The following is a 25,941-nucleotide window of genomic DNA, read 5'->3' on the forward strand; positions in this document are numbered from 1 at the left end:
CCATCCCGGCCGCGGTGCGGCGCCAGCACAGCCCACGATCGCCACCCGACCAGCCACAGCTATGTCAGAACTCCCACCACAGGACGACCGCACAGCCGACGACCAATCTGGCACCGAAACCGACGGTGCGCTCAGCATCCACGCCCCGCCGGAGAGCGCGAACGACGAGGCCATCCCGGTCGAGGTGACCGGCCTCGAACCCGGTGAGTCGGTCGAGTTCCGGGCCGAACTCCACGCCCACGATGGCGTCACCTGGCGCTCCGAGTCGACGTTCACCGCCGACGAGGACGGGACCGTCGCCCTCGCCGCCCACGCGCCCGAGGACGGGAGCTACGACGGGGTCGAACCGATGGGCTGGTACTGGTCCATGGCCGCCACCGACGGCGAGACGCGATTCCCGGCCATCAGCGACGAACCGACCATCGAGATCGACCTGCGAGCGACCGCGGGCGACCGACGCGCGACCCGGACCATCACCCGCCGCGTCTACGACGACGGCGTGACTGGTCGACCCGTCGACCACGACGACGTCGTCGGCACGCTCTACGAACCGCCGGGTGAGGGGCCGCATCCGGCCGTGCTCGACCTGCACGGCTCCGCCGGCCGGCTCTCTGACTCGACCGCGAAGGCCCTCGCGAACGAGGGCTACGCCACGCTCGCCATCGACTACTTCGGCGACGGCGAGCCCATCCCCGACGACCACCGACGCGTGCCACTCTCCTACTTCGACACCGCGGTCGACTGGCTGGGCGATCAGCCCGGGGTCTGTTCGGGCCCGGTCGGCCTCGTCGGCGCGTCCCGGGGAGCCGAGCTCGCACTCCTGCTCGGTGCCCGCCGGGACTGGGTCGGCGCGGTTGTCTCCTACGCCGGCAGCGCCATCATGTGGGACACGCCCTCGGGCGAGCCCGCCTGGACCGACGACGGCGAGCCGGTCCCGCACGTCGTCGCCGACCCGGTGCCCGGCGCGTCCGTCGAGCAGGGCCTCACCGACGAGCAGGTCGAGCGTGCGACGCCCCACGTCGAGGAGACGGACGGCCCCGTCCTGCTGCTCTCCGGCGGCGCAGACCAGGTCTGGCAGTCGCGGTACCTCTCGGACCTCGCGATGGAGCGACTGGAGCGGGCCGACTTCCCGCACCGGTACGCACACCACACCTACGACGGCGTCGGCCACTTCATCGGCCGGCCGTACTGCCCGATGACCGGTGTCGGTCCCGCCGACCGGGCGAAGGCGACGGCCCACGCCGCAGCCGACTCCTGGCCGCGCGTGAAGGCGTTCCTCGCGGATGGACTCCGGAGGATGGACGAGTGAAGAAGACGGTCATCGCGCCCGGGCAGGGCGTCGTCGAGTCCGACGAGCTCGACGAACCACAGACCTCACTCGCCGTCGCGACCCACCGCAGCGACTGCGTCCACGTCGAGTGCAACGGGCTCGTCTACCCCGAGGGCGACGTGCGCGAGCAGACCCGCGAGCTGTTCGGCCTCGTCGAGAAGCTGCTCGGCGAGTTCGACGGCACCCCGAACGACCTCGTCATGCTCCGCTGGTACGTCGAATCGGGCGAGTACACGCCCGCGACCCGTGGCACGGTCCAGGAGGTGCAGTCGGCGTTCGTCGACCGGCCGCACTACCCGGCCGGCTGTGTCGTCACGACGCCGGAGATACCGGTCGACGGCGCGCTGCTCGAACTCGACGCGACCGCGACGATTCCGGACGACGGCTGGACCGTCGAGACGATAGAAGAGTAGCCGGTCAGGCGCTGTCGACGTACGGCAGGCTCGCTGCGGTCTTCTCGACCTCACCTGCGTTCGCCTTCATCAGCGCCGTGGTGTCCCAGACGCCCTCGACGAGCGCCTTGCGCTGGGCGTCGTCCACGGTCACGTCGACCGTGGTGTCTCCGTAGGTGACCGTCTCCGCGGCGACGTCGACGTCGATGTCGCCGTCGGGGTTCTCGTCGACCCAGTCCTGGATGGCCTGGATCGTCTCGGCGTCGGCGGTCACGGTCGGCACGCCGAGCGCGAGGCAGTTGCCCGCGAAGATCTCCGCGAACGACTCGCCGATGATGGCGTCGATGCCCCAGCGCACGAGCGCCTGCGGGGCGTGCTCGCGCGAGGAGCCACAGCCGAAGTTCGCGTTGACGACCATCACCGAGGCGTCGCGGAACCGGTCCTCGTTCATCGGGTGGTCCTTCTCCTCGTCGTCCTCCGTGAACCGCTGGTCGAAGAACGAGAACTGGCCGAGGCCGTCGAACGTGACGACCTTCATGAACCGCGCCGGGATGATCTGGTCGGTGTCGATGTCGTTCCCGGGCACCGGGATGCCGGTGCCGGAGACGTGCTCGACCGTTTCGGCGGGTCCGTCAGTCATTCCTGACCACCTCCGCCGTCTCGAGGTCGCGGACGTCGGTCACTTCGCCCTCGATGGCGGCGGCGGCGACCATCCGGGGGTTCATCAGGACGGTGCGGCCGTCCTTGCTCCCCTGGCGGCCGACGAAGTTCCGGTTGGAGGAGGAGGCACAGGCCTCGTCGCCCTCCAGCTGGTCCTCGTTCATGCCGAGGCACATCGAGCAGCCGGCGTTGCGCCAGTCGAAGCCGGCGTCCTCGAACACCTCGCGCAGGCCCTCCGCCTCGGCGGCGCGCGCGACGCGCTGGCTGCCCGGGACGACCATCGCGCGGACGTCCGGGTGGACCTCGCGGCCCTCGACGACGCCGGCCGCACGGCGCAGGTCGGGCAGGCGGGCGTTCGTACACGAGCCGAGGAACGCGACGTCGATGGGGTAGCCGGCCATCGTCTCGCCGGGTTCGACGCGCATGTGCTCCTGGGCGCGTCGGGCGGTGTCGACCTTGTCCTCGGGCAGGTCCGCCGGGGCCGGGATGGGCTGGGTGACGCCGACGCCCTGGCCAGGCGTGGTGCCCCAGGTGACCACCGGCTCCAGCTCGCTGCCGTCGATGGTGACGACGTCGTCGTACTCCGCGTCGTCGTCGCTGGCGATGGACTCCCAGTACGGCTTGAGCTCCTCGAACTTTTCGGGGTTCTCCTGGAAGTACTCGGTCTCCTGCAGCCACTCGAAGGTGGTCTCGTCCGGGTTGACGTAGCCCGCGCGGGCGCCGCCCTCGATGCTCATGTTGCAGATGGACATCCGGCCCTCCATGTCGAGGTTCTCGATGGCCTCGCCGGCGTACTCGTAGACGTAGCCGACGCCGCCGTCGGTGCCGAGCCGGCGGATTATCTCGAGGATGACGTCCTTCGCGCCGACGCCGTCGGGCAGCTCGCCCGTGACCTCGATCTTCCGCACGTCCTTCTTCTCCATGGCGACGGTGCCCGTCGCGAGCACGTCGCGGATCTGGCTGGTGCCGATACCGAACGCGAGCGCGCCGAACGCGCCGTGGGTCGAGGTGTGGCTGTCGCCGCAGACGATGGTCTTGCCGGGCTGGGTGAGCCCCTGCTCCGGCCCGATGACGTGGACGATGCCCTGGTTCCCGGAGTTCGGGTCGGAGAACTCGATGCCCGCCTCGCGGACGTTCTCCTCGAGCTCGGACATCATCCGCTCGGCGGCGTCGTCGGGGTAGGGCCGCGACTGGTCGGCCGTCGGGACGATGTGGTCGACCGTGGCGTGGGTCAGCTCGGGGTACGCGACCGCCATGTCGCGCTCCCTGAGCATGCCGAACGCCTGCGGGCTCGTCACCTCGTGGATGAGGTGCAGGCCGACGAACAGCTGCGTCTGGCCGGTCGGGAGCTCCGTGACGGTGTGGCGGTCCCAGACCGTGTCGTAGAGCGTGCCCTCGGACATCAGTACTCCTGCCGTCCGGTGCCGCGCTCGCCACCGCGCTCGAACACGCGGTTGGCGGCGTCGTCGTCTGTCGTGTGGCGTACGTCGGCCATGACCTCGCTGTCGCCGTCGTCCGGCTCGCCCGCGTCGAAGGGCCTGGCGTCCTCGCGCACCGGGTCGCGGCCGCCGTCGGCCACGATGGTGACGCCGTGCTCGAACACCTGCCCCATGCTCTCGCCGGTGAACGGGTTGGTGTGGCTCACGTCCGCCATCGTTCGGTTGTCGGTGCGGCTCTCTCGGTCGGTGGTGCGTTCGGTCATTGTCAGTCGTCCGCCTGTGGCGGGGTCGCGTCCTCTTCTTGCTCGTTCGGTGCGTCGTCGGCCCACGCGAACAGCCCGCGCAGCTCCTCGCCGACGGCCTCGATGTCGTGGGCCTTCTCGGCCTGCCGGAGCTGGTCGTAGCTCGGGCGGCCGGCCTGGTTCTCGGTGATCCACTCGCGGGCGAAGGTGCCGTCCTGGACCGCCTCCAGCACCTCCTCCATGTTCTCGCGAGCGTGCTCGTCGACGATGACGTCGCCGCGGGTCAGGCCGCCGTACTCGGCGGTGTCGGAGACCGAATCCCACATCTCGCCGAGCCCGCCCTCGTACATGAGGTCGACGATGAGCTTCATCTCGTTCATGCACTCGAAGTACGCCATCTCGGGGCTGTAGCCCGCGTCGACGAGCGTCTCGTAGCCCTGCTTGATGAGCGAGGTGACGCCGCCACAGAGGACGGCCTGCTCGCCGAACAGGTCGGTCTCGGTCTCCTCGCGGAACGTCGTCTCGACGACGCCGGCGCGGGTGCAGCCGATGGCCTGTGCGTAGGCGAGTGCCTCCTGTGTCGCCTCGCCCGTCGCGTTCTGGTACACCGCCAGCAGTCCGGGCGTGCCCTCGCCGGCCTCGTAGTTCCGGCGGACGAGGTGGCCCGGCGACTTCGGCGCGATCATCGTCACGTCGACGTCCTCGGGGGGCCGGATCTGGTTGTAGTGGACGTTGAAGCCGTGCGCGAACTGGAGCGTGTCGCCCGCGTCGAGGACGGGTTCGATCTCCTCGTACACGGCGGGCTGGACGGTGTCGGGGACGAGCACGGACACGATGTCGGCGGCCTCGGCCGCGTCACGTGGCGTCTCGACCTGCAGGCCGTCGGCCTCGGCGGCCGTGCGGGAACTGGAGTCCTCGCGCAGGCCCACGACCACGTCGACCCCGCTGTCGGCGAGGTTCTGTGCGTGGGCGTGGCCCTGGCTGCCGTAGCCGAGTACGGCGACGGTCTTCCCGTCGATGTAGGTCGCGTCGGCGTCGTCGTCGGTGAACACTGTCGTCGTCGGCGTCGTGGAGTCGTCTGTCGTCATTGGTTGGTGGATCGCGGGGTGGTGTCGTCGGTTGTCGATTCGGTGCCGCGGGCGAGTGCGGCCGTGCCGGTCCGGGTGACCTCGCGGACGCCGAAGCGCTCGAACGTCTCGACGGCCGCGCGGATCTTCTGTCGGCTCCCGGTGATCTCGACGGTGACCGTCTCCGGACACGCGTCGACGGTCTTCGCGTCGTACATCTCGGCGACGGCGGAGACCTGGTCGGGATGTTCGGCCTCGACCTTCACGAGCGCGAGCTCGCGGTTGATGGCGTTCTGGGGCAACTCCTTCACGGAGATGACCGGGACCTGCTTCCTGAGCTGCTTCTCGATCTGGTCGATGCCGGGGTCGGACTCCTCGGTCACGACCGTGATGCGGGCGCGGGAGTCGTCCTCGGTGGGGCCGACGGTCAGGCTCTCGATGTTGAACTGGCGCCGGCTGAACAGCCCGGAGACCTTCGAGAGGACGCCGGGCTCGTGCTCGACGAGCACCGAGATGACCGCGCGGCGCGTCGCCGGCTCGGCTTCGACCTCGGGGTCGATGCGGATGCCCTGTGCGTTCCGTCGTCCCTCGGGGGTGGGTCGCTCGTCGGGAGCGGGCCCGGGCAGTCCGGAGCTCACAGGTGACCCTCCTCCAGCGCGAACTGGCCGTTGTCGCCGCCGCTGGGAACCATCGGGTAGACGTTCTCCTCGGGGTCGACGTAGCAGTCGAGCACCGCGGGGCCGTCGTACTCCAGCGCCTCGGTGATGGCGTCGGCGACGTCGTCGTAGTCGGCGACGGTGATGCCCTTCGCGCCGAAGCCCTCCGCGAGCGTAGCGAAGTCGGGGCACCAGTGGTACTCCGAGGCCATCCGCCGGCGGTCGTAGAACGCGTCCTGCCACTGGCGGACCATCCCGATGTGCTCGTTGTTCAGCACGACGACGGTGATGTCGAGGTTCTCGCGGACCGCGACGGACAGCTCCTGCATCGTCATCAGGAACGAGCCGTCCCCCTCGAAGGAGACGACCTGCCTGTCGGGTGCGGCGATCTTCGCGCCGATGGCGGCGGGCACGCCGTAGCCCATCGTCCCCAGCCCGTGGCTGGAGACCCAGGTGCGCGGCTCGGTGTACTGCCAGTACTGGACCGCCCACATCTGGTGCTGGCCGACGCCGGTCGTGACGATGGCGTCGTCCTCGGTCGCCTCGTCGAACGCCTCGACGACGAACTGCGGCTTCAGCGGCTCGTCGTCGGGCGTCGCATAGTCCATCGGGTACTCGGACTTCCACTGCTGGCAGGTCGCGCGCCACTTCTTCGTCTCGGGGGCGGCGCGCATCGCCTCGTCCAGCTGGGTGACGACCGTGCCGGCGTCGCCGACGAGCGGGTAGTCCGCCTCGATGTTCTTGCTGATCTCGGCCGGGTCGATGTCGACGTGGACGACCTCGGCGTCGGGCGCGAACGTCTCGATGCCGCCGGTGAGGCGGTCGTCGAAGCGACAGCCGACCGCGACGAGGCAGTCGGTGTGGGTGATGGCCATGTTGGCGTAGCCGGTGCCGTGCATGCCGGCCATCTCCAGCGCCAGCTCGTGGTCCTCGGGGAACGCGCCGACGGCCGGCATCGTCGTCGTCACCGGCACGTCGTACGTCGTCGCGAACTGTCGGACCTCCTCGCTGGCGTCGCCCTTGATGACGCCGCCGCCGACGAGCAGCAGCGGGCGGTTCGCGGACTCGATGACGTCGGCGGCCTCGCGGACCGCGGACGGGTCGGCGCGCTCGGTCACCTGGTAGGTGTCCGGCGTGGTCGGCGGCCCGGGCTCGCGGTCGGTCTCGGCCTGCGTGACGTCCTTCGGCAGGTCGACGAGCGTCGGCCCGGGGCGACCGGATCGGGCGAGGCCGAACGCCTCGCTGACGTCGTCGCCGACGGTGTCGGCCCCGCTGGCGAAGTAGTTGTTCTTCGTGATGGGCGCGGTGACGCCGGTGGTGTCGGTCTCCTGGAACGCGTCGTTGCCCACGAAGTCTGTCGGGACCTGCCCGGTCAGCGCGACGACCGGGTCGGAGTCCATCGAGGCGTCCGCGATGCCGGTGACGAGGTTCGTCGCGCCGGGGCCGGACGTGGCCATGCAGACGCCGGGCTCGCCGGAGACGATGCCGTAGGCGTCGGCCGCATGGGCCGCGCCCTGCTCGTGGGCCATCGTCACGTGGCGGACCGTCTCGGAGTCGTACAGCGCGTCGTAGACGGGCATGATGGCGCCGCCCTGGACGCCGAAGCAGTACTCGACGCCGGCGTTCTCCAGCGCCTCGACGACCGATGAGGCGCCGGTTCGCGGTCGCGCCGGCGCGTCGTCGGTGGACTCGCCGTCGGCCGGTGTCGTCTCACCTGTCGCTCCGTCCGTGGGTGCGGTGCTCGCTCGTTCGCTCATGGGTTCGGGCCGTCGAACGGTGTGGTGGTCGTGGGTCGATACCGGTGGTCACCCGCGACTGGCGGGTGACGCGTGACTTTGGATCGGGGCTGTGTGCGTGTGTCTGCGGTGTGCATCTGTGTCGGACGGACGCTCGGCTGTGGGTCGGAAGTCGGTGCAGAAACGGTCGGTGGAGGGGTTGGTGTAGGGGCTAGGCGGCCCCTACAATACCGAGAATCCGTGCGACGACGCGACCGCTGTCGAGGGGCAGCCCCCGGACAGTCGGTCGGCGTCTCATTACCAGACACGTAGGGCGACCCCGATATATAAACGTTGGCGGTCGTGCAGTCCTTGCCGCCGGACCGCATCAGGCTGACACCTCCTCGCGCTCCTCGACCTGCTCGACGCCGACGTCGCGTGCGAACTGTTGGACCGTGGCTGCGGTGACCCGTTCCTTCTCGGCACCGCGGTCCTTGACCATTCGCGTGACCTCGCGGACCTCACTCTCGGTCGGGTCGTAGCCCGCTTCGACCAGGTGCTCGCGGACGGCGTTGACGCCGGTGTGCTTGCCGAGCACCAGTTTGCGGGTCGCGCCGACCATCTCGGGGGTCATCACGCCGGGCTCGAACGTGTCGCTGTTCTCGATGACGCCCGCGGCGTGGATGCCGGACTCGTGACTGAAGGCGTTGTCGCCGACGACGGGCTTGTTCGCCGGGACCGGCATGTCCGAGCGCGCCTCGACCAGCTTGCTCAGCTCGGTGATGCGCGTCGTGTCGATGCCGGTGTCCGTCTGGTAGACCGACTCGACGGCCATGACGAACTCCTCGTAGGCGGCGTTGCCGGCGCGCTCGCCGATACCGTTCACGGAGACCTGTGCCTGCTCGGCACCGGCCTCGATACCGGACAGCGCGTTCGCCGTCGCCAGTCCGAAGTCGTCGTGCGTGTGCACGTCGATGCGGGCGTCGGTGTGGTCCGTGACCGTGTCGATGAGGTCGTAGAACCGACGTGGGGTGGCGACGCCGCAGGTGTCCGGCACGTTGATCCAGTCGGTGCCCGCCTCGGTGACGGCCTCGACCATCTCGATCAGGAACGCCTCGTCGGTGCGGGTGGCGTCCATGGGCGAGAACATGCAGGTGACACCGGCGTCTTTGACCTGCCGGACGGAGTCGATCGCTCGTTCTTTGACCTGTTCCCTCGTGGCGTGCATCGAGTCCTCGATCTGGACGTCGGAGGTGCTGACGAAGACGTGGACCATGTCCACGCCGGCGTCCAGTGCGGCCTCCACGTCCTTGTCGACGACGCGGGCCAGCCCGCAGGTCGTCGCGTCGGTGTGGCGAGCGATGTCGGAGACGGCCTCGAACTCCGCGTCGGAGTTGACGGGGAACCCGGCCTCGATGACGTGGGTGCCCATCTCGTCCAGCGCGGCGGCTATCTCGCGTTTGTCCTCGTAGGAGAACGATGTACGTGGGGACTGCTCGCCGTCCCGCAGTGTGGTGTCGAAAACTCGTGCTGCGTCGAACTCGTCAGTTACGTCCAGGGTGCCCTGGAAGAACTCGACCGCCCTGACGGGTGTCAGAGCGAGTGTCGTTGTGAGACATCGTACCCAATCGGAGGTCCGAACTCGTATTTAAATCTGGTGCTGTGACAGACGACCGCTCCGCTGAAATCTCGGGTTATAGACCGTGACGTTCGGGAAAACCCACACCGGGCGTCGGCTACTGTCGGATATGCATTCCTAATATTCCTTGTATCACGGTTCGAGCGGGTCGGCTCGCGGGGCCGGTCGAGCTGGTGGCCGGCGACCCCAGCGTTAAGCGGCTGGTCGGCGTACATCTAGGTATGGCAGACGAAGTGATCCGGCTCCTCGAGAAGGCGTACGGCGACGAGATCGAGACCGTCATGAACTACATGTCGAACTCCATCGTGCTCGACGGCGTGCGGGCCGAGGAGATCAAGGCGAGTCTCGACCAGGACATCCAGGAGGAGATCACCCACGCGCGCCAGCTCGGTGAGCGACTGAAGCAGCTCGACGCCGCCCCGCCGGGGTCGATGGCGTTCGAGCCCACCCAGGAGAGCCTCCAGCCCCCCGCGGACACGACGGACGTCCTCGCGGTCATCGAGGGCGTCATCGAGGCCGAGGAGGACGCCATCGAGACGTACCGCTCGCTCATCCACGCGGCCGAGGAGGCCGACGACCCGGTGACCGAGGACCTCGCAGTGACCATCCTCGCCGACGAGGAGGCCCACCGCACGGAGTTCCGCGGCTACCGGAAGGAGTACCGCAACGACTAGTCCTCCGGCGAGCCCTCGGCACTCCCGGGGCCCGTCGGCCTGTCCTCGCTGCCGTCCGTCGACGACTCGACAGCGTCCGCAGTCGTGGGCTCGCTCGATTCGTCGGGCGTCTCGGCCGACCGAGCGGTCGACTCAGCGGCGTCGTCGAGCGTCTCGACGACCTGCCAGCGCTCCGTCGGGGGCTCCGACCAGACAGTCAGTGACGCCAGCACGAGCGAGCCCACCAGCCAGAGCGTCAGCCCGACAACGTTCGCGAGCACGGCCGAGAGCGGGAGCGTCGCGGCCTCGACGGTTCGGATCGAGAGCGCGAGCGTCAGCCCCCGGAACGCGCTGTTCGGGCTGAGCGCGAGCAGGTACCGGAGCCCGTCCGGGCCCACCAGGCCGGACGACAGCGCCGCGACCAGCCCGAGGTCGAGCCCGACCGTCAGCAGCACGACAACACCCACTGCCGCTGCGATGGCGGTCCGACCCTGGGTCGCGACCGTCGAGACGGCGACGACCGCCGCTAGCACGACCGCGGCGTACAGCGTCGCGAGCAGCACGAACCGGAGGTAGGTGCCGAACGGGCCGTCGCCGCCGTGGGTCGCGATGACCGGGTTCGCGGGCGGGCCGAACGCCGGGACGAACAGCCCGGCGACGAGCAGGGTGGCGAACACGAGCGAGAGCACGGCGGTCGCCCGCCCCACGAACACGCCGAGGACGTACGTCCGCGGCCTGAGGGGGTACGTCCGCAGCACGTCGAGCTCCTTCGAGGCCGCGTCGGCCTGGATGGCCCGGTAGCCGAACGCGACGGCGAGCAGCGGCACGAGCACCTCGACGGGCGTCAGCAGGTCGGCGACGAGCGGGACGTAGCCGGTCAGGCTGCTGGCGAACGCGAGCCACCAGACGATGGCTGCGAACCCGACCGCGCTCGCGACGTAGGCGGGCGTCCGGGCGACGATGGTGAGTTCGCGTTCGACCACGGCGAACAGGTCGTCGATCTCGCGGGTCATGCGTCACCCTCCGTCCCGGACCGTTCGTCGGTCCCGTTCGTACTCTCGCCACCGGTCCGTCCGGCCCGCACCGTGAGTTCGTCGCCGACCAGTCCGCGGAACGCCTCCTCCAGCGTCTCCGCGTCAGCCTCCTCGATGACCGACCGCGGGGAGCCGTCGGCGATGATGTCGCCGTGGTCGAGGACGAGCAGCCGGTCGGCGGTCTCGGCGCCCACGAGGTGGTGGGTCGCGAGGACGACCGCGACGCCGCGGTCGGCGAAGGCGTCGACCGTCTCGAAGATGTGCCGGCGCATCGCCGGGTCCAGCCCGCTCGCGGGTTCGTCGAGCACGAGCAGCGGCGGATCGCCGAGCACGGCGCCGGCCATCCCGAGCAGCCGTTTCATGCCGCCCGAGAGCGCGCCGACGCGACGGTCCGCGACACCCTCCAGGCCGACGAGTTCGATGGCGTCGTCGACGTCGGCCCCGCCGTCGAGCAGGTCGGCGTAGAACGACAGCGTCTCGCGCACCGTGAAGCCCGACCGGAACGCGGGCTCCTGCGGACAGAAGCCGATGGGTCGGTCACCGGTCGCCGCGACCGCGACCGAGCCCTCGGTGGCCGGCAGGAGTCCGGCGAGCACCCGCAGGAGGGTGGACTTGCCGGAGCCGTTCGGGCCCACGACGGCGGTGACGGTCCCCGCGTCGAGCGTGTAGGACACGTCGTCGAAGACGGTCACGTCGCCGAACGAGAGCGTCACCGAGTCGACGCTGGCGACGGGGTGGCGCCCGCGCGACTGCTGGTCGGCCGCTGGCGCCTGCTCGCTCTCGCTCATGCCGACACCTCCGTGGACTGCGCCGCGGTGGCGTTCAGCGCGGCCGCGACCGCGTCCGGCCTGACCGGGCGGACGCGCGGTGCCTCGTCGACGACACCGCGGCTCCGGAGCCCGGGCAGCGAACCCTCCTGCGAGCGGAGCAGCTGGACCGCGGGCGAGGTGGCGAGGACGTGTGCGTCGGGCGACGAGGCGGCGTATCGGTCGACCGCGCCGGTCGGCTGGAACGGCCGGTCGATGAAGCCGTCGCGGTCGCTGTCGACGCCGGGCGCGCCGCCCCAGTAGTTGCCCGCGCCGTCGTCGGTCCAGATGCGGACCGGACCGAGCGACGTGGAGACGTAGCGGTCGTTGCCGACGACGTCGTTCGCCGTCACGACGTTCGTCGGGATGAGCGTCGACGCGCGGATGCCCACGTCGTTGCCGACGACGACGTTCCTGGCGAACAGGGACCGGTCCGAGCCCACGTCCAGCCCCTCCTCGTTGCCGACGACCGTGTTCCCGACGACGTAGGAGGCACGGCCGGCCACGTCGAGGCCGATGCTGCTGTCGGTGACGTAGTTGTCCGCGACGACGTTGTCCTCGGGCAGCGTCATCACGACCACGCCGGTCCGGGTCCGCGTCGCGGTGTTGTTCGCGACCAGCGTCCCCGAGGTGTACATCTCGTGGACGCCGAAGCGGAGGTCCGCGAAGCTGTTGTTCCGGACGACGGTGCCGTCGCCGAGATGCATGTAGACGCCGTCGCGCCCGCCGACGAACGTCGAGTCCTGGACGAGCATGCGCGAGTGGATGGTGATGGTGCTCATGAATCCCTCGCTCCAGGGCGTCTCGCCGTCGACGCGGACCTCCTCTATGACCACGCCGTCGCTGTAGCGCACCGTCACGCCGTTCGTTGGGGTGTCGACGTAGACGTCGGCGACGTACGAGCCGGCCGCGTCGTCGAACTCGACCCCGGAGGCGGCGTAGCCGTACGCCCGGAGCACCTGTGCGTCCCAGGCGTCGGTGTCGAGGTCCAGCTCCGGCCGGGCCTGCTGCTGGCCGATGCCCCGGATCGAGAGGTCGGTGACGGCGACCTGGGCGCCGACCGCGCGGAGGACGCTGCCGTTCCCGTCGCCGACGAGCCACGTCTCGTTCACGCCGGCCCCGCGGATGGTCACGGGCTTGCGGACCGTGACGTTCACGTCCCGGTACTCGCCTGCGGGGAGGACGACGGTCGTGTTCGCCGGCGCCTGCTCGACCGCCGCCGCGAGCGTGGGTACATCCTCGCCGACGACGACGGAGACGGGCCGCTCGCGGAGCTCGCGGGCGTCGGCCGCGGCGGCGTCGGCCCAGGCGTGTCGGTCCGCGGCGCGGCGTTCGGCAGCGGCGACCGACAGCTCGGAACGCTCGAAGCGGTGCGCGCGGAGGCCCTCCCAGTCGACGACGGTGCCGCCGAAGCTGTCGGTGAACGAGTCGGCGGCTGCGCGCTCGGAGAACGGGACGACGGCGCCCCCACCGGGGTGTCTCGCGTCGGAGTCGACGACGAACACGGCGTCCTCGACGGCGATCCAGTCGGTGTCGCCGCCGGTCACGCGCAGGAAGCCGTCGTCGCCGGTCGCGAGTTCGGCGTCCGCGTAGTCGGTGACGTAGATGGAGAGCGGGACGCCGAACTGGCGCTCGTGACCGTCGCGGTCGAGCTCGGTGACGAGCGAGGAGAGTCCCTCGTGGCCGACGACGTAGCGGTACCGCGAGTAGAACACCTCGGCCCGCGGGACCGCGAGCGAGCGCTCCCTGACGACGCGCTGTTCGGCCTGGGTCAGGTCGGTCATCCTGATGGTGTCGCCGAAGTCGACGACGGAGGGGCCCTCACCGGGGTCGACGTCGACGAGGAAGATGCCGCTGGTCACCAGCAGGATGGCGGCGAGCGCGGTGACGAGGTAGCGGGCGTACACGGCTCAGCGACCGACCAGTGCGGGGGTGATGTCGTCGAACGAGACCACGTCGCCGCCGTACTCGTCGGCGAACGCGTCGGCGTCTCCCGAATCGGAGAACGGGACGAAGTCGGCGCCCATCGCCCCGTTGACGTCGCTCCCGACGACGTAGGAGAGGTCCTGTGCGGGTGCGAACGACCCGGCCTCGGGATGCGAGCTGATGTACGGGGCGTCCTCGGACGTCGAGACGGTGTACTCGACGGCCGAGTAGTCCGTGACGTAGACGGCCGCCGTGGTCCGGCCCTTGTCACGGTTGTCGAAGAGGTGCGGGAACAGGCACTGTTTGAGGGCGTCGAACCGGAACGGCGCGTCGTGCTCGTCCGGGGTGTAGTCCTGCCAGAAGATCTGCCCGTTCGGACCGGGGTGGTTCGCGATGACCATCCCGCAGTTGTCGCAGGCGTCGTTGCTCCCGATGCTGATGGCTGCGGGGGCATCCCCACCGCCGTCGCCGCCCAGACAGCCAGCCAGCGCGGTGGCCGCGAGCGCGCCGCTCGCGCCGAGGACCGTCCGTCTCGAGACGCCGTGGTCGTCTGCGTCCGCTCTGCTCGGTTGGTGGTGGTCGTGGTGGCACATGGTGGAACACGTCCGAGCGGGAACCGCTCACATTAATATTGTGCTCCAGGGACAATATCAATGCCGCCGGTGCTGGGCAACTGGTAATCGGCGCAAACTACTTGTGTGGCTCTGTTGCAATCCGCAGTCGCTAACAGGACTTGTAGGTATCACGGGGTGGGCGACTGTCCACGAGGAGCGAACACGCTACGGACGTGCCCGCCAACAACGCGCCAGTACCGACCGCCAAGAGATACAACATACAACGAGCGACGCTGCAAGGAAGAAACGACTATTGGCTATCGTGAGAGAGTTGCAAATGTGACTGACGACGTCGCCTATCCTTCGGACGAGCTCATTATCGATCTCCACGAGCAGATCGTCGACGAGGGTGACGCCACAGAACCCGGAATTCGATCGAAGGACCCAATCGAATCTGCAGTGCAGTACGTCTCTGAAGGATACTTTGGGGAGGTTCCACAGACACTGCATGAAAAAGCGGTACATCTGATGCGTCTTCTCGTTGCAGACCATCCCTTCGTCGACGGAAACAAGCGGACTGCACTCCGAACGGTGGTTGTCTTCTACATGCTGAACGAACACACGTTCGACTACGGCGACGAAATTCGGGCCTTACTGCACCGCTTTGCGACCGATGAAGCCGCCGTCGACACTGAGACCGCAGTAATTTACTTCCGAGCGTGTGCTCGTCACAACTCATAAAGGGACCCAATGAGTACGTTCTATACAGAGATGGCGTCCAGCACTGATTCCTCGGCGACGGTCGATGAGGAAGTCCGCCGACTATACGAGCGGTATCAGGCGGCCGAGAGCGAAGCCGAACGCCACAAAATCGCTCTCAAGATGGGGAAGCTTGACGGACGCCGTCACGCAGAGATCTACGCCGCGCTCGAAGACGAGTGAGTCAACATGTTCTCAGCGCCTCCGTAGCTATCGTGGCGACGACACTGAATCTGGGTTCTTCACCCCCTGTGCCGGGTACTCCGCACCGACGGCTCAGTTCTCGAACGGTGAGGCGCCGACAGACAGTTCCTCGTCGCCGATACTCGCCTTCGGTTCCAGCAACGTCGCCCGGTCGAACTGTGCGAGCGCTTCGCCCGCGGCGACTCGCGACGGCCAGTCGGGGTTCGCAAGGGCACTCGTCCCGAGCGTCAGGAGGTCTGCGCCATCATCGAGTACCTGGCGTGCTGCCTCGGGCGTGCCCAGGTTCCCGTTGGCGATGACGACGGTGTCGTCGGTGACGTACTCGACGGCGGCTTCTGCAAGCGACGGTCCGTCGTCCCCGAACGTCGGTTCCGTGGCGTAGCGTTCGGTCGTGTGGATGTAGTCCGCGCCCGCAGACGAGAGCGCTTCGAAGAACACAGCTGCTGCCGCTTCGCCCTCGGGCCACTCGTAGCGATAGTCGGTCACCATCGACTGTGAGACCCTGACCCCGACGACGAAGTCCTCGGGCACTGCCGTAGCGACTGCCTCGACGACTTCGGCAGGATACCGGACGCGTGCTTCCGGGTCACCGCCGTACTCGTCGTCACGCTGGTTCATCGTGTCCGAGAGGAACTCGTTGAGGAGGTAGCCGTTCGCTGCGTGCAACTCCACGCCGTCGAAGCCAGCGTCGTGAGCGTTCATGGCCGACGCGACGAACCCTTCGCGCGCAGTTTCGAGGTCCTCCGTGGTGGCCTTCTTCGGTTCGGGATACGGACCGGCACCCCCGTACGCTGGGTTCTTCTCGCCGTCCGGCTGGACTGCCGACGGTGCGATGGTCTCCCGGTCGGTGTCCTGCGGCATCCCCTGGTTCTGGGCACCGCAGTGCATCAGTTGCGCGAAGATCACCCCGTCGGCGTCGTGCACGGCGTCAGTGACCTGTGTCCACGCGTCGACGTGGTCGTCGGTGACGAGGCCGGGCTGGTTCTGATAGCCCTTGCTGTAGGCACCGTCGGTGTAGGTGCCTTCAGTCACGAGGAACGAGAACCCGCCCTTGGCGAACTTCGCGTAGTACTGGGCCATCCTGTCGTTCGCACGCCCGTCGTCCGTCGCACTGACCCGTGTCATGGGCGCCAGGCCAACGCGGCCGTCCAGAGTCTGCCCGCCTATCGACAGCGAATCGAATAGCATCTTGCGAGTGATTCGGGGCCGAGCCCGAATAATCAATCGGGGTCGACTCACCAGCGGAAGTTGCCATCCTCCCCGCGCGAAAGCGCGAGGAGTCCTCCGTTGGGGGGTCGGCTACCGACCCACAGAGGCAACTTGCGGGTTTGTGCGCACTTCTGTGGGACTTTCGTGAGGGTATGGTTCCCCCGACCAATCGTGGTCGTCCCCACACCCACCTCACAGCTGTGTCAGCTGAGAGGGCGTCGAATAAATTGTGCTTCGACAGAGCCACCTGTGTGGGTCGGGAGGCGAGGATTTTTCTCGTGGCGATTCGAGTACTCCCCCATGAGCAACTTCGACCTGGACCTGAACGCGGTCGAGGACCACCTCCCCGACGAGGCGGCGGACGGTGAGGACCTCGCCGGCGCGGTGGAACTCGGGCACCTCGACGGCTCCACGCCCGACGAGGAGTGGGTGGAGACAGTGCTGAGCGGGCGCATCCTCGTCCTCAACGTCGAGGGCGACGTGAACGAACTCGCCGCCGGCTTCGCCCGGAAGATCAAGAACGAGGGCGGCGGGCTCGTCCACTTCCGTGGCTTCCTCATCGTCTCGCCGCCGGGTATCGAGATCGACAGCGACCGGGTCTGAGTCAGCCGTCGGTCACGGTCAGGTAGTGTCCGTCCGGGTCGCGGATTCTGACGCCACCGTCCATCGATTCGACAGCGCAGGCAGCGTCGCCGACGGCCTCCCTGGCGGCGGCGGGGTCGCCCGTGAACCCGAGGTCGACGTGCAGCCCGCCGCGCGCGTCGGCCAGCCCGAGGTGTGGCTCCCAGAGCTCGAGGGCCATCGGCCCCTGGAGCCGGGTCCGGACGCGGTCCTCGCCGCGGTCCACCGGCTCGAAGCCGAGGCTCGTGTAGAACGCCTCCGCCCGCGGCAGGTCCTCGACCTCCAGCACCACCTCGAAGACGCCGTCGATTCCGGGGCCGGAGACGTCGGTCTGCCCGAGTTCGACGCAGTTGCCGTCGGGGTCGTAGCAGTACAGCGAGCGTGCGTCCCCGAAGACGTGCTCGTCGAGGTCGAGGTCGGGGTCGAGGCGGTCCCACCAGTCGTCGTACTCGGCCGCCGGGATGGAGAACGCGAAGTGGGTGTGGACGCCGCCGCGGGGGACCGTCGACGGGCGCCGCAGGACGAGTTCCGTGTCGCCGGCGGCGTAGGTGACTGCCCCGTCGTCGCGTCGTACCTCGGTCATGTCGAGGGTGTCGCCGTAGAAGGCGGTGGCCGGGTCGAGGTACTTCACCTCGAGTCCGAGCCGGGAGAGCACGTCGAGCATACCGCCGGGTTCGACGGCCGGCGGGATAAACGTGCCCGCGCCTCAGCAGGTGAGGTCGTTGTCGCGGGTCGAGATGTCGCTCGAACTCTCGCGGACGACGATCTGCACGTCGTCGTTGTCGCAGATGGTGTTGTCCCGGATGCTGATGTCCGTGGACGTCTTGACGTCGACGCCGTCGTCGCCGTTGTCTCGGATGGTGCTGTCGACGACGTCGGAGTCCGCGAGCGAGCTGTCACGGAAGAGGATGCCGTCGTCGGCGTTGTCCTCGATGGTGGTCCGCTCGATGTAGATGTTGCCCGAGGCCTGGTGGTCGATACCGTCGTCGCCGTTGTCCTCGATGACGCTGTTGTCGACCCCGCCGTCGCCGACGTCGTCGAAGTAGACGCCGTCCTCGGCGTTGTCGTGGCTGTGCACGTCGCGCATGTAGCCCTCGGTGAGCTGCTTGAGGTGGATGCCGTCGTCGCTGTTGTGGTGGGCCTCGACGTCCTCCAGCCCGAACTCGAAGAAGTCCCGGGCCTTCACGCCGTCCTTGTTGTGGTGCGCCTCGACGTCCTCGACGAAGGCGTAGTCCCCGCCGCTGCTGCCGGGTGCGGTCGCGAGGATGCCCTCGTCCCAGTGCGAGACCTCGAGGTCGTTGACGAGCGTCTCGCTGGTCTCGCCGATGTACACCCCGATGGTGTTGTCGTCGCCGACGCCGTCGATGGCGTGGCCGTTCCCGTCGAAGGTCACGTCGTCGGCCTCGATGACGATACACCGGTCTCGGGTGCTGTCCTCGATGTCCTCGGTGAGCTCGTACGTCCCGGGCTGGTCGATGGTTCGACAGGAGTCGATCTGTACTGCTGTGGTCGTCTCCGACGGGATGGCACCGGCGCTCCCGACCGCCGAGAGCGCCAGCACGCCCGCCAGAGTGAGGGCGAACAGTGCCTGCTTGGAGACCATGCAGCTACCGAAAAATGGAGATTTCCGGATTGTAACGAGATGGTTACCGAGGTAACAGGCTGCTTCGGGTCCTGAGAATGCAGGTCACTCGACGCGTGCGACGCCGAGCATGTGACTCGACAGGTCGACGACGCTGCGGTCCTCGCGCAGGGCGTCGACCACCTCGCGGACGACGGCGCGCCGGTCCTCGTCCAGCCCGTCGAACTCGTCGCGTCGTGTGGAGGCCACGCCCTCCAGCGCGGCGAGCGTCTCGACCGCGAGTCCGACCGATTCGAGCAGTTCCGCCAGCTCGTCGGCGCGGAAGAAGTGGCAGTCCGCCATCACGGGCTCGACGTCGTGCTCGGCACACAGGTCGCCGGTGTAGTCGCCCGTCTCGACGAGGTCGGGCAGGACGGGGTAGTCGGCGGCCGCGCCGTCGAAGCGCTCCCGGCCGGTGTGGTCGACCGTGTTGACTACCGCGGAGAGCAGGCCCATCACCGAGACGAAGACGGGCCCGCCGGGGCGGGTGACCCGTTCGAGCTCCGAGACGGCAGTCTCGCGCTCGCCCTCGTCGACCACGTGCGAGACGGGGCCGCCGAGACAGAGCGTCGCGTCGAAGCTGTCCGCGTCGAACGCGAGGTCGCGCACGTCGCCCTTCTCGACCGTCACGCGGTCGTCGAGGCCCCGCTCGCCGACCTGCTCGCGGGCGAGCTCGAGCTGGCCCTCGCTCAGGTCGACCAGCGTCACCTCGTAGCCCTGCTCCGCGAGCCAGACCGTGTACCGGCCAGCCGCCCCGCCCACGTCGAGCACGTGGCCGGACTCGAGCAGGTAGCGGTCGAGGTACTCGACGGTCCCCTCCCACTCCAGCCGGTGGAAGAAGTCCCGGTCCAGTCGCTCCCACTCGCGCTCGCCGTACTCGTCGTAGAACGCCTCGGGGTCCGTGGTGTGTGTCATATGCGATCTGGACGGGAGCCGACGGAAAAGGCTTGCCGAAGGTGTGACTCGGTCTGTCGGACCGCCCTGCCGCGAGCCCTCTACTTATCCGAAACCGGACCTATCTAACAGGTATGGCAATGAAAGGCTCCGGCACGGCCGAGGACTACCGGGTCGTCGACGAGGGCGACCACGGCTTCGGCTGGATCGCCTATCCGGACGAGGAGATGCAGCGCGCGTCGGCCGCGCTGGTCGACGACGACGAACGGGTGTGGGTGGTCGACCCGGTCGACGTCCCCGGGCTGGACGACCTGCTCGCAGAGCACGGCGAGGTCGCTGGCGTCGTGGTCACGCTGGACCGCCACAAGCGCGACGCGGCCGACGTGGCGAACCGCCACGACGTGCCCGTCTTCCTGCCGACGTGGTTCACCGGCGTCGCGGACGAGCTCGACGCACCGGTCGAGCGCTTCGGGAACACCCTCGACGACTCGGGCTTCCGGACCATCCGCCTCCGGGACAGTCGGTTCTGGCAGGAGGCAGGGCTCTACAACGAGGAGACGGGGACGCTCTGGGTGCCCGAGTCCGTCGGCGCGGCGAGCTACTTCCTCGCGTCCGGCGAGCGCCTCGGCGTGCACCCGGCGCTGCGGGCGTTCCCGCCGAAACGCGCACTCGGGAGCCTGACCCCCGAGCGCATCCTCGTCGGCCACGGTGAGGGCGTCGACGAGGACGCGAGTGCGGCGCTGGCGGACGCGCTGGCCGGCTCGAGAAAGCGGATGTTGGGCGTGTACGCGAAGACGGCGCGGAACGCGCTGCCGTTCTGAGCGTTCTCAGGACTGTTTCGCCGTTATCGTCTCGGCGAGGAAGAGGTAGCCGATCGCCAGTGGAAGGAGCTGGACCCGGTGAGGACAGAGATGCGCACACCGGTCCGCGGCGAACGAGACGCCGATAGCTGGCCCGAGAAGCGACGAGTCGAAGAACACGTGGAACGTCCTGGTGCCGCTGCAGCCGGCGCCGAAACAGGCCGTCAGCGGAATCGGCAGTGCCGCGACCCCGAAACAGACCACGCCGAGCAGTGCAGACTCCCGGTTCTCCGACATCATCTCCTCAACACGGTCGCCGACACCGAGCCTGAAGCATCCGATGAGGAACACACAAAGGAGCGCGAGGCCCGTGGCCCCGACGTGGGTGAATTCCGGAGCGACCGCGACGTACGCGAAAACGACGACGAGCACGGTGAGCGCACTCCAGAGCACCAGCACACGGAGCGACAGGTAGCGTCTGACTCGCTCACGGAGTGCGGCGACTGCGTCTGTGGAGGACATCAGCCGGGAACTCAAACGCAACTGGCATAAAACGTTCCCCGCGCAGCGCGACTGGCAAGAAGCGCAGTGGACCGTCCGGAGACGGACGTCTTACCAGGTCAGCCCTTCGTACGTGATGCCGTCACGTCGCTCGATTACGTGTCGGCCGTCCACGACGACGGGCGTCGCCATAGCGTCGAACTCGGAATCGAGCGCGGCGAACTCGTCCCAGTCGGTGACGACGGCACAGGCGTCCGCGCCGTCGAGTGCGTCGGCGGCGGAGTCGGCGAACGCGACGTCGATGTCGGGGTGCTTCTCGCGGAACTTCGCGGTGGCGACGGGGTCGTAGGCGACGACCGTCGCGCCGCGTTCGCGCAGGCCCTCGACGACCGGAATCGCCCGGCTTCCCCGCACGTCGTCGGTGCCCGGCTTGAACGAGAGGCCGAGGACGGCGACGCGCGCGCCGTCGAGGTCGGTGTGCGCGGCGAGCAGGTCGAGGAGGCGCTCGGGCTGGAGGTCGTTCACCTCGACGGCGGCGGTGAGCATCGGGGGCTCGTAGCCGGCGTTCTCCGCGGCCGCGATGATGGCGGCGACGTCCTTCGGGAAGCAGGAGCCGCCCCAGCCCAGTCCGGAGCGGAGGAAGCGCTCGCCGATGCGGTCGTCGAGCCCGATGGCGTCGGCGACCTCGTAGGCGTCGACGTCGAACTCCTTGCAGACGTTGCCGATGTCGTTGATGAGGCTGACCTTGCTCGCGAGGAAGGCGTTGTTGGCGTACTTTATCATCTCGCCCTCGCGCAGCCCCGTCTCGACGACGGCGGGGTCGGCGTCCTCGATGACCCCGGCGTAGAGCTCGTGGAGCCGGTCGAGCGCCCACTCGTCGCCCGTCGTGCCGAAGACGATCTTCTGGGGGGTACGGAAGTTCTCGACGGCGGAGCCCATCTGGAGGAACTCGGGGTTGACCGCGACGTGGACCGACTCGCCGACCGGTTCGTCGAGTTCCTCTTCGAGCGTCGGAATCACGAGCTTGTCGGTCGTTCCCGGGACGACGGTGCTCTTGACGACGACGAGGTGCTCGCCATCTTTCGCAGCGAGCTGTTCGCCGAGCGAGCGCGTGGCCGCCTCGACGACGCTCGTGTCGATGCTGCCGTCGTCCCGCGAGGGCGTCCCGACGGCGACGAACGTCACGTCCGTGTCGCGGACGGCCTCGTAGTCGGTCGTCGCGCGGAGCCGACCACCGGCGTGCTCCGCGAGCAGCTCGTCCAGCCCGGGCTCGTGGATGGGCGAGTGGCCGTCGTTGATGGCGGCGACGATCTCCTCGTCGATGTCGACGTTGACCACGTCGTGCCCGTCGTCGGCCAGACAGGCCGCGACCGTGGTGCCGACGTAGCCGCTCCCGATGATGCTGACGTCCATTGCCAGTCAGTTCAGCCGGGCGGCTAATGACGGTGATGGTCTGTGGCGGTTCCGGGAACCCCGTCAGATGGCGGTACGACGTGCCACGGGTCGTGAGACCAACGAACATGCCTTTGGCGAATAAAATCGCCTAGTTTAATTACTGTCAGTAGTTAGCCCCGGGCAACCGTGACCGACCAGAGTTTCGACCCACGAACCTACGCGGACCTCGACCCGGACCGGCGACCGAGCCTCGCGCAGGCGCTCGTCCCCGTGCTCGGCGTCGTGGTCTTCCTCGGCATCGGCTCGGGCTACCTCGGGCTGGCACCGCACGCACCGTTGCTGTGGAGCATCGTCCTGACCGCCGCGGTCGGCAAGTACTGGCTCGGCTACAGCTGGGATGACCTCTACGAGGGCATCGCCGAGAGCCTCCTGATGGGCCTGCAGTCCATCCTCATCCTGTTCGTCATCTACGCGCTCATCGCCACGTGGATCAGCGCGGGGACGATCCCCGGGCTGATGTACTACGGGCTCTCGGTGCTGACGCCCGCGGTGTTCCTCCCGGTGACGGCCATCCTCGCGGCGCTGGTCGCCTTCGCCATCGGCTCCTCGTGGACCACCGCGGGCACGCTCGGCGTCGCGTTCATCGGCATCGGCTCCGGGCTGGGCATCCCCGCCCCCATGACCGCGGGGGCCATCCTCTCCGGCGCGTACGCCGGCGACAAGCAGTCGCCGCTCTCGGACACGACGAACCTCGCGGCCGCGGTGACCGACACCGACCTGTACGACCACATCCACGCGATGCGGAACGGCACCGTCGTCGCCTTCGGGCTGGCCGTGCTCGGCTACGCCGTCCTCGGACTCCGAGCCGGCGGTGCGATTCCGGCCGGTCGGGTCGGCGAGATACAGGGCGCGCTCGCCGGCAGCTACGAGCTCTCGGTGCTCGTCGTCCTCCCGCTCGTCGTCACCTTCGGGCTCGCGCTCGCCGGCAGGCCAGCGCTCCCGACGCTCGTCGCCGGGGTGTTCGCGGGCGTGGCGACGACCGTCTTCGTCCAGGGCGTCGGCTTCACCGCCGCCTGGGACGTGTTCCTGAACGGCACCGGGCCGGAGACGGGCGTCCCGGTCGTCACCGACCTGCTCGCCAGTGGCGGGCTCGCGGGCTCGGCGTGGACCATCTCGGTCGTCGTCGCCGCACTCGCACTCGGTGGCCTCCTCGAACGCATCGGGGTGCTGGCCGTGCTCGCCTACCGGCTCGCCGACGCCGTCCGGGGGCCGCGCGGGCTGGTCGCCGGCACCGGCGTCTCGGCCATCGCCGTGAACGCGTTCTCCGCCCAGCAGTACATGAGCATCGTCGTCCCCGGGATGACCCTGCGGAACCTCTACGACGAGTACGGGCTCGACAGCGACGACCTCTCGCAGGCCGTCGAGGCGGCCGGCACCCCGACGGGCGCGCTCTTCCCGTGGCACGCCGGGAGCGTCTACATGGCCGGCGTGTTCGGCGTCCTCCCGTGGGCCGGCGAGTTCGGGCTGGCAGGCTTCGCGCCGTACTACTTCTTCGCGTACCTCTCGCCGCTGGTGCTGTTCGCGAGTGCGGTGCTCGGGCTCGGGTTCGACACCGGGACAGGCACCGACGGGGCAGGTCCGTCGAGCACCGCCGCGACGGCCGACGACTGACCGCTCGACAGCGACCAAATCCCTTTAACGCGTCGACCTGCTACGCACTGACGTGGTACATCTCACCCAGGGGCTTCTGGAGACGTTGCTCGACTTCGCTCGAGAGGCCGACCCCGAGGACGTGACGGTCTCGCTCGCCGCGACGGCCGCCGGCGACCTCGACGGTGCCGAGGACATCCCGCCGGAGACGCCGGTGTTCACGGACTTCTACCTGCCCGACGCGGGCGGCTCGGTGTCGGCGGTGTTCGGAGTCGACCTCGGGACCCCGCCCGGGCAGACCCACGGCCGGTTCGTCTCGCACGCGACCGGCGAGCTGGCCGTCTCCCGCGAGGACGACCTCCACGCGGTCGTGTTCGTCGCAATCCCTCCGTGGGAGCCCGGGAACGTCGGGGCGTTCGACCGGTCGGGTCGGCGCCAGGAGATGCACGTCGTCGACGCGGTCCCGCCTGAGGGCTCCATCGACTGATCACTCGAGAGAGCCCAGGTCCCTCACTCGAAATAACCCAGGTCGTTCACTCCAGATAGCCCAGGTCCCGCAGCTGCTCCGTTATCTCCTCGAACTCCGCCTCGGTGAGCTCGCCCTGTCGCTGATGCTGGATGACGATGCTGCGGAGCAGGAACCGCACGAGGTCCGACGTCGAGGAGAAGCTCGTGCCCTCGATGGTCTCCTCGACGCGGTCCGCGAGGTCCTTCGGGATGGAGACGGTGGTGTAGTCGGTCACGTCCGGTCTGTGCCGGTGCGCGGTATTGTGCCTTGCGGACCGACGAGTTCGTGGCCGAAGGATTTTGCCCCGCGAGCCCCAACACCCGACCAACGATGGGAATGCGCCCGCCGTCGAACGACACGGACGAGCCGTCCTCGATCGAGTTCGGCATCGCGGCGGTCGACGCCAGGCTCGACGAGTACGACATCTCGTATCCGGTGACGAAACGGGACCTCGAGCGACGTGTCGGCCACCTCGACATCGCCTACGACATGAAGGGCAACACACTGTCGATGCGCGACGCGCTCGGGAAGGTCGACCGGGACGAGTTCGCTGACGAACAGGCACTCCTGAACGCACTCCACCCTGTCTTCGAGCGTCGCCGCGAGAGGGGCACCGTCTTCGACCGCATCCGGTCCAGCCTGCCGTTCTAGCCGTCACCACCGCGTCGCCGTTCAGTCCTCGCCCGACTCGGACGAGAGGTCGGTCCCGGTCTCCTCTGCGAGCCGCTCGATCCGCGCCCGCTGCTCGCGGTGGAGGACGACCATCGTGTCCGCGAGCACGCCGAACATGGCGAGCTGGACCCCGACGAGCAACAGGACGCCCGCGAGCATCGCGAGCACGTCGTGGGGGACCCTGTTGACGAACCAGTCGTAGGCTACGAACCCGGCGACGAACACCCCGGTGAGCCCGAGCACGCCGCCGACGGTCCCGAAGTAAAAGAGCGGGTTGTGCGTCTTCGAGCGCAGGTAGAGAGTCAGCAGTATCGCGCCGCCGTCGCGGAACGGCCGGAGGTTCGTCTCCGAGCCGTCAGGGCGCGCGAGGTAGGTGATGTCGACGACCTCCGTCGTGATGTTGTGGCGTGCGCACTCGACGGCGAGTTCGGTCTCGATGCCGAAGCCCTCCGCACTGAGCGACATCAGTTCGAACGACTCGCGCGTGAACGCACGGTAGCCCGAGAGGATGTCGCCGAAGTCCTGCCGGTGGACGAGTCGGAACCCGGCGTTGATTACGCGGTTGCCGAACTGGTTGAGCCGCGTCATCGCGCCCGACTCCATGTCGGCGAAGCGGTCGCCGACGACGTGCTCCGCGCGGCCGGCCCGGAGCGGTTCGAGCATCGCGTGGGCGTCTTCCGGCTTGTACGTGCCGTCACCGTCGAGCATCAGCACGTACTCTGCGTCGATGTGCTCGACGCCCTCGCGGACGGCCTCGCCCTTGCCCGAGCCGCGCCCGGTGCCGGTCTGCAGGACGACGCGTGCGCCGTGCTCGTCCGCGATCTCGCGCGTGTCGTCCGTCGAGTGTCCGTCGATGACGAGCACGTTCTCGAAGCCCTCGTCGCGCAGGCCCGAGACGACCTCGCCGATGGTCGCCGCCTCGTTGTACGTCGGCACCAGCACGCAGACGTCGTCATCGTCCGTCTCGGCCATCGCACGGAGTTCGACGTGGTGG

The 25,941-nt window shown here is 68.7% G+C and carries 29 protein-coding genes; 10 read left to right on the forward strand and 19 right to left on the reverse strand.

The window, feature by feature from the left end; translation table 11 throughout:
- Window positions 1-61: 61 nt before the first annotated feature.
- Together ACSG06_RS06315 and ACSG06_RS06320 are read left to right on the forward strand one after the other, a co-directional pair.
- Window positions 62-1,309, forward strand: coding sequence for an acyl-CoA thioesterase/BAAT N-terminal domain-containing protein (locus ACSG06_RS06315; protein WP_440989417.1), 1,248 nt, complete (start codon window positions 62-64; stop codon window positions 1,307-1,309).
- Complete coding sequence (locus ACSG06_RS06320; RefSeq protein WP_440989418.1) at window positions 1,306-1,743, forward strand: RidA family protein; 438 nt, start codon at window positions 1,306-1,308, stop codon at window positions 1,741-1,743. The genes ACSG06_RS06315 and ACSG06_RS06320 overlap by 4 nt, the downstream gene beginning before the upstream one ends.
- Before the next feature lie 4 nt (window positions 1,744-1,747).
- Here the strand turns inward: ACSG06_RS06320 and leuD are convergent, their stop codons facing one another.
- The 7 genes from leuD to ACSG06_RS06355 all read right to left on the reverse strand — a co-directional run bounded on the left by leuD (window position 1,748) and on the right by ACSG06_RS06355 (window position 9,098).
- Window positions 1,748-2,362 (reverse strand): 3-isopropylmalate dehydratase small subunit, encoded by a 615-nt coding sequence (gene leuD, locus ACSG06_RS06325; RefSeq protein WP_440989419.1) that lies wholly within the window; start codon window positions 2,360-2,362, stop codon window positions 1,748-1,750.
- Window positions 2,355-3,785, reverse strand: a complete 1,431-nt coding sequence (gene leuC, locus ACSG06_RS06330) for a 3-isopropylmalate dehydratase large subunit (protein WP_440989420.1) — start codon at window positions 3,783-3,785, stop codon at window positions 2,355-2,357. Before leuC ends, leuD begins: the two co-directional genes overlap by 8 nt.
- Entirely contained in the window at window positions 3,785-4,084 is a 300-nt protein-coding gene (locus tag ACSG06_RS06335) for a DUF7989 family protein (protein WP_440989421.1), read from the reverse strand. The genes leuC and ACSG06_RS06335 overlap by 1 nt, the downstream gene beginning before the upstream one ends.
- A gap of 2 nt (window positions 4,085-4,086) precedes the next feature.
- Window positions 4,087-5,151 carry a ketol-acid reductoisomerase gene (gene ilvC, locus ACSG06_RS06340; RefSeq protein WP_440989422.1) on the reverse strand — a complete coding sequence of 355 codons (1,065 nt, stop codon included), beginning with the start codon at window positions 5,149-5,151 and terminating at the stop codon, window positions 4,087-4,089.
- Window positions 5,148-5,768, reverse strand: a complete 621-nt coding sequence (gene ilvN / locus ACSG06_RS06345; RefSeq protein WP_440989423.1) for an acetolactate synthase small subunit — start codon at window positions 5,766-5,768, stop codon at window positions 5,148-5,150. The genes ilvC and ilvN overlap by 4 nt, the downstream gene beginning before the upstream one ends.
- Window positions 5,765-7,543 (reverse strand): biosynthetic-type acetolactate synthase large subunit, encoded by a 1,779-nt coding sequence (gene ilvB, locus ACSG06_RS06350; protein ID WP_440989424.1) that lies wholly within the window; start codon window positions 7,541-7,543, stop codon window positions 5,765-5,767. The genes ilvN and ilvB overlap by 4 nt, the downstream gene beginning before the upstream one ends.
- A gap of 346 nt (window positions 7,544-7,889) precedes the next feature.
- Window positions 7,890-9,098: a LeuA family protein gene (locus tag ACSG06_RS06355; protein ID WP_440990294.1), complete on the reverse strand. Its 1,209-nt coding sequence runs from the start codon at window positions 9,096-9,098 to the stop codon at window positions 7,890-7,892.
- 263 nt (window positions 9,099-9,361) lie between these two features.
- Here ACSG06_RS06355 and ACSG06_RS06360 point away from each other — a divergent pair, with 263 nt between their 5' ends.
- Window positions 9,362-9,814, forward strand: a complete 453-nt coding sequence (locus ACSG06_RS06360; RefSeq protein WP_440989425.1) for a ferritin-like domain-containing protein — start codon at window positions 9,362-9,364, stop codon at window positions 9,812-9,814.
- On the opposite strand, the gene ACSG06_RS06365 is transcribed toward ACSG06_RS06360, so the two are convergent.
- The 4 genes from ACSG06_RS06365 to ACSG06_RS06380 are packed head-to-tail and all read right to left on the reverse strand — an operon-like array spanning window position 9,811 to window position 14,152.
- Window positions 9,811-10,806, reverse strand: a complete 996-nt coding sequence (locus ACSG06_RS06365) for an ABC transporter permease (protein ID WP_440989426.1) — start codon at window positions 10,804-10,806, stop codon at window positions 9,811-9,813. The genes ACSG06_RS06360 and ACSG06_RS06365 overlap by 4 nt on opposite strands.
- Window positions 10,803-11,615, reverse strand: coding sequence for an ABC transporter ATP-binding protein (locus ACSG06_RS06370; protein ID WP_440989427.1), 813 nt, complete (start codon window positions 11,613-11,615; stop codon window positions 10,803-10,805). The genes ACSG06_RS06365 and ACSG06_RS06370 overlap by 4 nt, the downstream gene beginning before the upstream one ends.
- Entirely contained in the window at window positions 11,612-13,540 is a 1,929-nt protein-coding gene (locus ACSG06_RS06375) for a NosD domain-containing protein (RefSeq protein ID WP_440989428.1), read from the reverse strand. The genes ACSG06_RS06370 and ACSG06_RS06375 overlap by 4 nt, the downstream gene beginning before the upstream one ends.
- A gap of 3 nt (window positions 13,541-13,543) precedes the next feature.
- Window positions 13,544-14,152 carry a nitrous oxide reductase accessory protein NosL gene (locus ACSG06_RS06380; RefSeq protein WP_440989429.1) on the reverse strand — a complete coding sequence of 203 codons (609 nt, stop codon included), beginning with the start codon at window positions 14,150-14,152 and terminating at the stop codon, window positions 13,544-13,546.
- Between the two features lie 300 nt (window positions 14,153-14,452).
- On the opposite strand from ACSG06_RS06380, the gene ACSG06_RS06385 reads away from it, so the two are divergent.
- Window positions 14,453-14,854 carry a type II toxin-antitoxin system death-on-curing family toxin gene (locus tag ACSG06_RS06385; RefSeq protein WP_440989430.1) on the forward strand — a complete coding sequence of 134 codons (402 nt, stop codon included), beginning with the start codon at window positions 14,453-14,455 and terminating at the stop codon, window positions 14,852-14,854.
- A 30-nt stretch (window positions 14,855-14,884) separates the two neighbouring features.
- A complete protein-coding gene (locus ACSG06_RS06390) occupies window positions 14,885-15,055 on the forward strand; it encodes a hypothetical protein (RefSeq protein ID WP_502306428.1) in 171 nt (56 codons plus the stop codon).
- A 93-nt stretch (window positions 15,056-15,148) separates the two neighbouring features.
- Here ACSG06_RS06390 and ACSG06_RS06395 read toward each other — a convergent pair whose 3' ends face one another.
- Complete coding sequence (locus tag ACSG06_RS06395; protein ID WP_440990295.1) at window positions 15,149-16,276, reverse strand: oxidoreductase; 1,128 nt, start codon at window positions 16,274-16,276, stop codon at window positions 15,149-15,151.
- Window positions 16,277-16,585: 309 nt separating this feature from the next.
- On the opposite strand from ACSG06_RS06395, the gene ACSG06_RS06400 reads away from it, so the two are divergent.
- Window positions 16,586-16,888, forward strand: a complete 303-nt coding sequence (locus tag ACSG06_RS06400; protein WP_440989431.1) for a DUF5779 family protein — start codon at window positions 16,586-16,588, stop codon at window positions 16,886-16,888.
- A gap of 1 nt (window position 16,889) precedes the next feature.
- Here the strand turns inward: ACSG06_RS06400 and ACSG06_RS06405 are convergent, their stop codons facing one another.
- From ACSG06_RS06405 to ACSG06_RS06415, 3 genes are all read right to left on the reverse strand, one after another.
- Window positions 16,890-17,570, reverse strand: coding sequence for a VOC family protein (locus ACSG06_RS06405; RefSeq protein ID WP_440989432.1), 681 nt, complete (start codon window positions 17,568-17,570; stop codon window positions 16,890-16,892).
- Window positions 17,571-17,612: 42 nt separating this feature from the next.
- A complete protein-coding gene (locus tag ACSG06_RS06410; protein ID WP_440989433.1) occupies window positions 17,613-18,509 on the reverse strand; it encodes a right-handed parallel beta-helix repeat-containing protein in 897 nt (298 codons plus the stop codon).
- 84 nt (window positions 18,510-18,593) lie between these two features.
- Window positions 18,594-19,442, reverse strand: coding sequence for a class I SAM-dependent methyltransferase (locus ACSG06_RS06415; RefSeq protein WP_440989434.1), 849 nt, complete (start codon window positions 19,440-19,442; stop codon window positions 18,594-18,596).
- A gap of 113 nt (window positions 19,443-19,555) precedes the next feature.
- Between ACSG06_RS06415 and ACSG06_RS06420 the strand changes: the two genes are divergently transcribed.
- A complete protein-coding gene (locus ACSG06_RS06420) occupies window positions 19,556-20,242 on the forward strand; it encodes a hypothetical protein (RefSeq protein ID WP_440989435.1) in 687 nt (228 codons plus the stop codon).
- Between the two features lie 6 nt (window positions 20,243-20,248).
- On the opposite strand, the gene ACSG06_RS06425 is transcribed toward ACSG06_RS06420, so the two are convergent.
- Both ACSG06_RS06425 and aglM read right to left on the reverse strand, forming a co-directional pair.
- A complete protein-coding gene (locus ACSG06_RS06425; protein WP_440989436.1) occupies window positions 20,249-20,743 on the reverse strand; it encodes a hypothetical protein in 495 nt (164 codons plus the stop codon).
- Window positions 20,744-20,833: 90 nt separating this feature from the next.
- A complete protein-coding gene (gene aglM / locus ACSG06_RS06430) occupies window positions 20,834-22,135 on the reverse strand; it encodes a UDP-glucose 6-dehydrogenase AglM (RefSeq protein ID WP_440989437.1) in 1,302 nt (433 codons plus the stop codon).
- A gap of 168 nt (window positions 22,136-22,303) precedes the next feature.
- On the opposite strand from aglM, the gene arcD reads away from it, so the two are divergent.
- Both arcD and ACSG06_RS06440 read left to right on the forward strand, forming a co-directional pair.
- Window positions 22,304-23,788, forward strand: a complete 1,485-nt coding sequence (gene arcD, locus ACSG06_RS06435) for an arginine/ornithine antiporter ArcD (RefSeq protein WP_440989438.1) — start codon at window positions 22,304-22,306, stop codon at window positions 23,786-23,788.
- Between the two features lie 52 nt (window positions 23,789-23,840).
- Window positions 23,841-24,254, forward strand: coding sequence for a JAB/MPN domain protein-containing protein (locus tag ACSG06_RS06440; RefSeq protein ID WP_440989439.1), 414 nt, complete (start codon window positions 23,841-23,843; stop codon window positions 24,252-24,254).
- A gap of 46 nt (window positions 24,255-24,300) precedes the next feature.
- On the opposite strand, the gene ACSG06_RS06445 is transcribed toward ACSG06_RS06440, so the two are convergent.
- Entirely contained in the window at window positions 24,301-24,510 is a 210-nt protein-coding gene (locus tag ACSG06_RS06445; protein WP_256297519.1) for a ribbon-helix-helix domain-containing protein, read from the reverse strand.
- A 95-nt stretch (window positions 24,511-24,605) separates the two neighbouring features.
- On the opposite strand from ACSG06_RS06445, the gene ACSG06_RS06450 reads away from it, so the two are divergent.
- Window positions 24,606-24,926, forward strand: a complete 321-nt coding sequence (locus ACSG06_RS06450) for a hypothetical protein (protein ID WP_440989440.1) — start codon at window positions 24,606-24,608, stop codon at window positions 24,924-24,926.
- Between the two features lie 21 nt (window positions 24,927-24,947).
- Here ACSG06_RS06450 and aglJ read toward each other — a convergent pair whose 3' ends face one another.
- Window positions 24,948-25,919: an S-layer glycoprotein N-glycosyltransferase AglJ gene (gene aglJ, locus ACSG06_RS06455; RefSeq protein ID WP_440989441.1), complete on the reverse strand. Its 972-nt coding sequence runs from the start codon at window positions 25,917-25,919 to the stop codon at window positions 24,948-24,950.
- Window positions 25,920-25,941: the final 22 nt, after the last annotated feature.

The sequence above is a fragment of the Haloarchaeobius baliensis genome, from assembly GCF_052060055.1.
Taxonomy (GTDB): Archaea; Halobacteriota; Halobacteria; order Halobacteriales; family Natrialbaceae; genus Haloarchaeobius; species Haloarchaeobius baliensis.

Excerpts from the sequence above, each read along its gene's own strand:
- leuC (WP_440989420.1), bottom strand. The coding sequence starts at position 3,785 with ATGTCCGAGGGCACGCTCTACGACACGGTCTGGGACCGCCACACCGTC.
- ACSG06_RS06425 (WP_440989436.1), bottom strand. The coding sequence starts at position 20,743 with ATGTCCTCCACAGACGCAGTCGCCGCACTCCGTGAGCGAGTCAGACGC.
- ACSG06_RS06360 (WP_440989425.1), top strand. The coding sequence starts at position 9,362 with ATGGCAGACGAAGTGATCCGGCTCCTCGAGAAGGCGTACGGCGACGAG.
- ACSG06_RS06335 (WP_440989421.1), bottom strand. The coding sequence starts at position 4,084 with ATGACCGAACGCACCACCGACCGAGAGAGCCGCACCGACAACCGAACG.
- ACSG06_RS06315 (WP_440989417.1), top strand. The coding sequence starts at position 62 with ATGTCAGAACTCCCACCACAGGACGACCGCACAGCCGACGACCAATCT.
- ACSG06_RS06390 (WP_502306428.1), top strand. The coding sequence starts at position 14,885 with ATGGCGTCCAGCACTGATTCCTCGGCGACGGTCGATGAGGAAGTCCGC.
- ilvC (WP_440989422.1), bottom strand. The coding sequence starts at position 5,151 with ATGACGACAGACGACTCCACGACGCCGACGACGACAGTGTTCACCGAC.
- ACSG06_RS06380 (WP_440989429.1), bottom strand. The coding sequence starts at position 14,152 with ATGTGCCACCACGACCACCACCAACCGAGCAGAGCGGACGCAGACGAC.
- ACSG06_RS06410 (WP_440989433.1), bottom strand. The coding sequence starts at position 18,509 with ATGGTCTCCAAGCAGGCACTGTTCGCCCTCACTCTGGCGGGCGTGCTG.
- ACSG06_RS06415 (WP_440989434.1), bottom strand. The coding sequence starts at position 19,442 with ATGACACACACCACGGACCCCGAGGCGTTCTACGACGAGTACGGCGAG.
- ACSG06_RS06450 (WP_440989440.1), top strand. The coding sequence starts at position 24,606 with ATGGGAATGCGCCCGCCGTCGAACGACACGGACGAGCCGTCCTCGATC.
- ACSG06_RS06370 (WP_440989427.1), bottom strand. The coding sequence starts at position 11,615 with ATGAGCGAGAGCGAGCAGGCGCCAGCGGCCGACCAGCAGTCGCGCGGG.
- ACSG06_RS06405 (WP_440989432.1), bottom strand. The coding sequence starts at position 17,570 with ATGCTCGACGTGCTCTCCCGGCTCGGACTCGAGGTGAAGTACCTCGAC.
- leuD (WP_440989419.1), bottom strand. The coding sequence starts at position 2,362 with ATGACTGACGGACCCGCCGAAACGGTCGAGCACGTCTCCGGCACCGGC.
- ilvB (WP_440989424.1), bottom strand. The coding sequence starts at position 7,543 with ATGAGCGAACGAGCGAGCACCGCACCCACGGACGGAGCGACAGGTGAG.
- ACSG06_RS06420 (WP_440989435.1), top strand. The coding sequence starts at position 19,556 with ATGGCAATGAAAGGCTCCGGCACGGCCGAGGACTACCGGGTCGTCGAC.
- ACSG06_RS06400 (WP_440989431.1), top strand. The coding sequence starts at position 16,586 with ATGAGCAACTTCGACCTGGACCTGAACGCGGTCGAGGACCACCTCCCC.
- aglM (WP_440989437.1), bottom strand. The coding sequence starts at position 22,135 with ATGGACGTCAGCATCATCGGGAGCGGCTACGTCGGCACCACGGTCGCG.
- aglJ (WP_440989441.1), bottom strand. The coding sequence starts at position 25,919 with ATGGCCGAGACGGACGATGACGACGTCTGCGTGCTGGTGCCGACGTAC.
- ACSG06_RS06365 (WP_440989426.1), bottom strand. The coding sequence starts at position 10,806 with ATGACCCGCGAGATCGACGACCTGTTCGCCGTGGTCGAACGCGAACTC.